Annotated in this window: 4 protein-coding genes; 2 read left to right on the top strand and 2 right to left on the bottom strand. The window is 46.7% G+C overall.

What is annotated here, in order from left to right:
- The first annotated feature begins 1,123 nt into the window (after nt 1-1,123).
- Both BIY37_RS01775 and BIY37_RS01770 read left to right on the top strand, forming a co-directional pair.
- Nucleotides 1,124-1,951, top strand: a complete 828-nt coding sequence (locus BIY37_RS01775) for a glycosyltransferase family 2 protein (protein WP_070066133.1) — start codon at nt 1,124-1,126, stop codon at nt 1,949-1,951.
- A complete protein-coding gene (locus BIY37_RS01770) occupies nt 1,939-3,084 on the top strand; it encodes a glycosyltransferase family 4 protein (protein ID WP_070066132.1) in 1,146 nt (381 codons plus the stop codon). The genes BIY37_RS01775 and BIY37_RS01770 overlap by 13 nt, the downstream gene beginning before the upstream one ends.
- A gap of 332 nt (nt 3,085-3,416) precedes the next feature.
- Here BIY37_RS01770 and BIY37_RS01765 read toward each other — a convergent pair whose 3' ends face one another.
- Nucleotides 3,417-4,010 (bottom strand): signal peptidase I, encoded by a 594-nt coding sequence (locus tag BIY37_RS01765; RefSeq protein ID WP_070066131.1) that lies wholly within the window; start codon nt 4,008-4,010, stop codon nt 3,417-3,419.
- 295 nt (nt 4,011-4,305) lie between these two features.
- Nucleotides 4,306-7,527, bottom strand: coding sequence for a C25 family cysteine peptidase (locus BIY37_RS01755; RefSeq protein ID WP_070066129.1), 3,222 nt, complete (start codon nt 7,525-7,527; stop codon nt 4,306-4,308).
- Nucleotides 7,528-8,184 lie beyond the last annotated feature (657 nt).

The following is an 8,184-nucleotide window of genomic DNA, read 5'->3' as shown; positions in this document are numbered from 1 at the left end:
GATACCATGCCACCCCTACAGGGTTAACCGTCATTGCATAACGATATGCTATAATCATGACATCCCTTCGGGATTACAGAATCAATATTTTGATCACTCATAGGGTTTGTGAGCGAATGTACGCTGAATAGTTACGACGCTTTCTTCTTTTCAAAATTACCAAATGCACCTTCATGGCAATTATCGTATGTTTGTGTCAATGTCGACGCACGACACTAACGAGATACCCTCGTCTTTTTTCTGTAATGGGCGTTGCCAACGGTGCACATATTCCGGGCAAGGGTAATGGGCGAGAATCTTTTTGCCGGGAGGAAATATTCTTTACACAAGCTCCAAATCTGTAGAGTCCCATCTCCTGGTAATCCCCCTGCACTACTTATTTCTTTCTTGATTGCATAGGAATTTTCATTTTATTTTATCGGGCTCCCGGGTGGCATGGACAAACAAAGTTTGTCCATGGTGTTTGAATATACACATGGATTTGAAATATATCACACTGACAAATAAAGTTTGTCAGTGCAACCCGGTAACCGAAAACATAACTTGATTTTCTGTTATATCCAGGCGTCTCCCCCTGTTGCATCCTCCATCTTAATAGTGTCTGAACGAAAACAGATGCTTTTATGATTTCGACCAAAATGATATTTTTGATAGTTTTCGTTCAGGCATTAAATGAGGAACCACTTTCAAAATATTCCAAAATCTCAGGTTCCTTGGAGATTCTGCCTTTTCACTAAACCTGGCAACAAGACATTGCTTTGACAGCAGAATTTCGATAGAATGTAAAAACGCCAGATACCTGGACTTCCTCCGGGGAACAAAGGCCTGAGAAATACGCTAATTGTTAACGTCTGGAAGGGAATATTTTCTGGAGTAGAATATAACGATAGATACCTTTTCTCACGTGGGCGATTTTCATTTCATGTATTCCGTTACGACGTTCTATCTTGCGCTACCCCATCTTGCTTATGTCTTCGGTCACAGGGTGGCATGGACAAACTTGTTTGTCCATGGTGTTTGAATACACACACGGATCTGGAATATATCACACGGACAAACGAGGTTTGTCCGTGCCATCCGATAACCCGTTTAAACAAAATGAAAACTCCTGTACAATTAAATTATGAAGGTATCCGTTATTCTGGTAAATTACAATTCCGCTGTGCTTCTACGGCAGTGCTTGAAATCGGTCTACGAACAAACAAAGGGAATTTCCTTCGAGGTTATCGTTGTTGATAATGCCTCTTCCGACGATAGCAGGCAGATTGTCCATTCGGAATTTCCGGATGTAAAACTGATCGAAAGCCCGGTCAATCTTGGCTTCAGTCGTGGAAATAACCTTGGCGCCAGCGTGGCAAAAGGTAAGTATCTTTTGTTTCTTAATGCAGATACGATTCTTGTTGAGAATTCGATTACCTTGTTAGCGGATTTTCTCGATGAACATCCGGTAGTTGGAGCAGTTGGCCCCAAGATCCTTTTTGAGGACAGACACTTCCAGCTTTCTGCAGGCCGTCTGCCAGGTTTGGCAGTTGAATTCATTGACAAAATAGTGCATTTCTTTGCTCGCAGGTGGCGTAAGGTTGTCTGCCCGATACTAGAGCATTGGTATAGCAATACAAAGGCTCCTGGATGGTTAACCGGCGCGTGCCTGATGGTGCGGCACAACGCTTTTTTACAGACCAGGGGCTTTGACGAAAATATTTTCATGTACTTCGAAGACAAAGACCTCTGCAAACGGATCAACTCATCCGGATGGCAAATTATTTACTATCCACAAACATCTATTATTCATATACTCGCCGGAAGCTCCGGTAGTGTTGATAAGCACAAAATTAATGAACTGTATCGCACTAGCCAGCTCTACTACTATCGTAAGCACCTGGGGAGGCTGCAATCTGTAATACTGCGGTGGTATTTGCGCGCAACGGGAAAGCTGCAATGTCAACGATGAAAAAAATCCGCATTTTAGAGATGATTGATGATGCAAGTATTGGCGGTGGCCAGGTACATGTATTGATGCTTGCGAAATATCTCGATCGTAACGCATTCGAGGTCTGTATCGCATGCGAAGAACAGGGTTTTCTGGCAGATGAGGCCAGGAAATCCGGCATTGAGGTAATTCCTGTCTTCATGGATAATCGTATCCGGCTGAAAACCATCCGGGAAGTTACCCGGATTTTCCGTGCGTCAGATTTTGATGTCCTTCATACCCATGGAGGCACCTCCGGTTTTTGGGGGAGAATCGGCGCCTTTGTTGCACGCAGACCCATGGTTCGTATCCATAGTTATCACGGCATGCATTACCTGAGTAAAAACCATGTATTCCCCCGTCATTTACGCGTGATAGACCAAGCCCTTCTTTGCTTGACGGATAAAGTCATCTGCGTTTGCCCGTCTGATTACCGGAAAGGTTTGGCGGCAGGAATAATAAAGGAAAGGAATAGCGTCATAATTCCGTATGGCATTGAGTTAGAAAGATTCCAACATCGCAGGGAAAGGAAGATGATACGCGCTCAATACGGAATGGATGAATCTGCCCTATTGTTTGGAAACGTCGGACGTCTTCATGTGCAAAAGGGACAGAGTTACCTTCTTGAGGCGTTTCAAGCAGTCAGGAACAAGCATCCTCACGCCCGGTTGTGGATTATCGGCGAAGGGGAGCTTAAATACGAGCTGGAAAAACTTACCAGGGACTTAGGAATTTCTGATTCCGTCCATTTCCTGGGTGCGAGAACGAATGTTCATGAGCTTTTATCTGCCATCGACGTCTTTGTTTTACCATCTTTGTGGGAGGGGCAACCCATTTCGATCCTGGAAGCAGGCGCTGGCGGAAAACCCGTGATTGCCACGAATATCGATGGTATTGCGGATATCCTGATCGATGGAGAAAACGCACTCTTAGTGCCGGTCAAAGACCCGGATATTCTCGGTGCTGCAATGATGAGGCTGGCCGAAGATGCCGGACTACGAGACCATCTTTCCGCCTCTCTGAAAACCACAATATCGGATAACTTTGCCGCAGAAAATATGGCGAAGAGAATTGGAGACCTTTATCAGGAGGCATGCAACAAAAGAACCATTTAACACTTTGAAAAACCTTGCCCGCAAAAAAAATTAATACCATTGTTTTTCATAACGCAGGGGTTTATTCTCCGTACAAGCCAGCCGCAAGGGGTTCCGTCGTGAGCACGGCCGAACGAGCGATGCTATTCGTTTAAAAAACTCAATTATTACGAAGAATGACACCACCCTATTCTTCGGTATTGGAATTTCCCTTTTGTGTAAGAACACACCACCTGCCCCTTGCACTTCTTCCCATAGCCGCTTGTGTCGTTTTTCTGGCTACGATCACATCTGAAAAATTGGCGTTGCAGGGTGGGCAGAACAAGAGTAAAGACCGATAACAATCAACATGGTTACAGAAAAAACAGCGTAAGGCCTTTGCGTATAGTGCGGGAAAAAGCCCGTATCCCCCGGTGGATAAAAGACGTTGTACGGCTGAAATGCAGACCAAAATATTTTTGCCTAAGATTCATCCCGTAACTGAGTAATTGGCTGAAAGAGAGAGTTCCAACCACGATAAGCCACCCTAGCGCCCGCCAGACCACGGTATTAAGAGGCGCCTGCCGGCTGCCTCTTTTCACGGCGAGCACCCTGCCAATAATCTGGTTGTCATTCAGGGGCGGGTCAAAATAGGGGACATTATCTCCTTTTGTGATCAGGACGTGCCCGGCATCTGTCTTGTCTATATTCATCACCCGATGAGCGATGAGCATACCTTCGCGCCGGAAGACAATCACATCACCCCGCTGTATCCCCGTCCATCCAAGCAGCACCAATATCTGGTCGCCTTCACGGATGAGGGGATACATACTGTGACCTGTAATGGGAATGTATTGCTGCCCCTTCGTCCTACGGCAGAGATCGAGCGCTATCTCCAGGACATTGTCCTGAATCTTCTTCTGAACGGGGTTCTGCATCGTATCGTTAATATCCAGGTCTTGTGACAATTTCGTCTTATAGTATTACTCCATAAAAACTTCTTTTTTTAGGAAGTTTTTTACACCCTCCTCCCTCTCCCCCACGACTTCGTCGTGATGGTCTGATTGGCTCACCATGCACGGCGCAATGGCCCGAGCTTGCCAAAGGATCGGTTCTACGATAGGTGAGATTTGGTAGCAGACTTGCTGTATTGTAAATATCATATGAATTTTTGCCATGTAGGGGCAGGTTTCAAACCCGCCCCTACCAGAAACGGCATTTATACCGTTTGTGCAAGAATTTTTCAAGGGATTAACTGGTTGACTACAGCGCCGCATCTATGGTAAATACCGCGTCTGATACATCTTTGGCCTTTTTCTTGCCGGAATTGTCATACCCCATTACCCTGACCAGACACTGATTCTTGCTCTTTTTAGTGCCTGGCGTCTGCCATTCATAGCTGGCGCCGGTCACATCTTTTGCAATGTTTTTCCACGTTTTTCCCTTATTCAAAGAATATTTTAGGGTGAATTTCACCATGTCCTGGGATGCCGTCCACTGGATCGTATAGATAGATCCTGCGGGTATAATTTCGCCTCCATTCGGCATGTCAACCGATAATGATACCTCTTCAGGAATACCGAGTCGCGTAAGCGGATCACCGAAAAGCACGAACGTTTCCACCAGCTCACCCCAGGTTTTGCTCTTGGCATAGGCGGAAATCTTGGCATTAGTCGTGGCAGCACCAAGACCGTGCAGATTATACTGAAAGAAATTTTTATACAATTCGTTGAAAAGGAGCCGGTGACCCGACGTGTAACTCAACGCCGTGGGCGCCCAGACGGCTATCGCTCCCTTTCCTTTCAGCAGGTGAAACTGCTCGGCAACGGATTTTTGAGGATTCGTGCCCGCAAAATATCCGTTTAGACAATTCGCCGTCGTTACCATGGTCAGTTTATTCGTGTTGTCCAGCGATGTGATGCCAGAAGCGTTCAAAATCGCTTTCTTGTTATTAGCCCACAATCCCCACTGGTTTACAGCGCCATGGCCCGAGTAATTCGTGAGCAGGCTTCCTTTGTTGATATAATTGATAATATCCTGCGTCGGATTTCCTGAGGAATAGGTGCTTACGTATACCTTGTTTGCCTTGTAACTGCCAGGCAATAAACCGACAAGCTGCTCCGACATTTCTTCAAATGAGATATCATCATCGTCTGCAACGAAGAGCGCATTTTTATTCCAGGGCTCTGCCGGGGGATTTTTTTCATAGGAAATAATCTTATCGACAATATTCGCAGCATCCGGTTTCGTCTGCACACTGATCCGCCCGATATACATGTCCGGAAGGATATCATCCCCACTCACCTGGACAAACCAGTTGTCGGATGGCGTTTCCCCCAGGATGTTCGTCTCAATATTTTGGGAGGGCACATAGTTTAATGTACCGGTTTTATAAAGATCTCTGAAATCCTGACAAGCGTCGCCCACCAGCAAGACGTAGCTGGGCGCCGGAGCAGCCCAATGGTTGTACGCATAGGTCAGAAAGTCCCGGATCGCTTGTGGATTGAAGATGCCGTAGTTAAATTCATCATAAATATCTCCCACCTTAATCACAGCCACTTTCCAGCCAGCCCCGCTCCGGTAGTTTGCAAGCTTTTGAGCGCTGCTGTAAAAATCTTCATGCGTGATGATAAGATAATCCGCCTTGTTGCTGGTGGATTTCCAGGATGAAGGTTGATCTCTTTCAATGCTGGAGGGTGATTTAAATTGTGAAGATGCCAGCGCAAGATACTGCGTTCCCTCCTGGGCATCGCCCTCGAACTGCAGGGTATAAGTATTCCCTGATTTCGGGACATTGGTATGGGTTATCCGTGACGGGCTGACGGGGTCCGTCACATCAAAAACCATAACGGTGTTTTTCCCGAAACCGGTGACCTCAAACTGAAACGTACCGTTCGACGGTGCGCCGAATAACAACTTGTCCTGCTCTGCCACGTAGGTATCCAGATAGTCGATTTCAATCCAGTTCATAAAAACCTGATCCACCTCCTTCGCCCCGGTATCTCCCGGCAGCTCCAGGCGCACGGTATTCGTTCCCTCAAGCAGCGCTGATTGCAGAACCGTTACCTTGTGGTCGTAGATCTGCTGACCATCCCACGTCTGGTCATCTACTTTAACATCGTTGAGATATATTTTTGTATGATGGTCGGGATTTACGCTTTGAACACTGGTGCGCCCCTTCAATCGCACACGCACCTCTGCCGTAGCATTCTCTGTTGAAATATGATTTAAGCTCAGAAAATAGTTTTTTGAAACGGTATTCGTTCCCTCAGGCTGCGCTGATTGCAGAGATGGCGCAGTAAGCTGTTTGTCCCAGAACCAATGATCCTCACTCCCGCCGTTAGGCATTGTCTGCCAGTATTCGCTGTCTACTTCTGCATGCAGGGTTGTGGGAAAGTATTCCGGAATAGCGGCATTTCCCGAAAGGGTGCCATCAACAGCGGTCATGCGCTTGCCGGTGCCGGTGCCAACGGTAAGCCAGTAGATATTTTTTGTTGTATAAATATCCTTATTCGCAATACCATAAAACAGAAGATAGTCATTTGTGTCAAATGTACCGTCGTCCTCTCCCTGCAGGTGAACGGGAATTTCAACGCCTTTATTACTCACGATAATTGTGCGCGGGTCTATACTATTCAATTTTAAGCCCGCGGCATCGAGGTCGTTATATGTCAGTTTGTATATACCGTCTTCCGTAACACCAATTTTAAGGGACGTTCCGCCGCTGCTTTTTTCAAGAAGCTCCTGGGATTCAATGGTTGCATCCGGGGATGATATTTCCGGGGAAGATGCCGGACGCTGCAAGGCATCGTAATTCAAAAGATGGTTCTTTAGCGTCTCTTCATAGGCACGGCCTGTTCCCGGAGCCCGACGGGGCGACGGCGCCACCTGCCGGGCATTCCATGTAACCTTTACGAGAATACGACGGTAAAGGCGCACAACGCCTTCCACCGGATTATACTGCACCGGATAAAATTGCACCTGCGCCACCGCCTGATCGCGCAAATATCCCGTGTAACCGATGCCGGCAATTGCCTCAGGATAAAAAGCGCTGGTATGGTAAATATCCTGGTCCATTATAAAGGCCTTCTCTATGTCCGGCTCGTCCATGTTGTTCCCCGACACCTTCCATTCCGGAGCCGGAAGCAGCCGATACCCAGGTACCGTTTTAAAACTGGCATCGATGATCTGCAGGGAAACGCCATCAACAGCCGGAACCCCTAACAGTGTGCCACAAACCGGCATCCGGGGCTTGCCGGGCTGATCGCTCTGAACGGTATCGGGCGCCGTAATGCTTTGATACGATTCGCCTTCGTACTCCGTCGTTTCCGTCTGAAAACCGCTCAACCTCAGTTCGAGGACTGCGCCATCGCTGTCGGAACGCAACACCCGGATTTTATTGCTGTGCGAAGCCTCTGCACGACACAAAGGCAGATACATACCACAGAATACAACGCCTGCAATGATAAGAATATTTTTCATCATCTAACACCTCCTTCTCAGTTATTCTGAGCTCTTTTGTTTTGCCGTTCTGACCCTTTTATTCTGTGTCTTCTGAGCGAAGCGAAGAATCTCATTCTGGTGAAACTATTCGTCTTTAGCCCGGGGCAACCTTTTTCATAAATAGTGTCTGAACGAAAACACCTGTTTTTGTCATTTTGACCGAAGAGAGGAACCTTCAAACCCTGCAATTTCAATCTGCAAAAGATTTCCCGTGATCCGTTCAAAAGGACATGTTTGTAGTTTCTGTTCAGACACGAAGTAATTTCATCACAAAAAATAGTTCGATACCTTTAACAAACAACCCACTCTTCTCAGCATTATCCGGTTAGGAATTTGCTTATACGGTTTCTGTCATACCCAAACGTTTTTAGCGGGTATCCCGTGGACTCTAAACTTCATGGATTCCCGCTAAAAATATGCGGGAATGACATCCCGGAAGGGAGGGAACAAAACACGCAAATTTATAACCGGATAGCGTTGAATTCATCGGTGTTCGAATCTACGCTCGGATTTGGGATCTATCACACGGACAAACTCGTTTGTCCGTGCGGTAGAGTCCCAAACCCATGCATAGATTCGGACATCATGGACAAACGAGTTTGTCCATGCCACCCGGAAACCCGTTGAGAAAAATGAAAA

Source organism: Candidatus Brocadia sapporoensis (assembly GCF_001753675.2).
In the GTDB taxonomy this organism is placed as follows: domain Bacteria; phylum Planctomycetota; class Brocadiia; order Brocadiales; family Brocadiaceae; genus Brocadia; species Brocadia sapporoensis.
The sequence above is the reverse complement of the archived record's forward strand: the minus strand, read 5'-3'. Positions and strand labels throughout refer to the sequence as shown.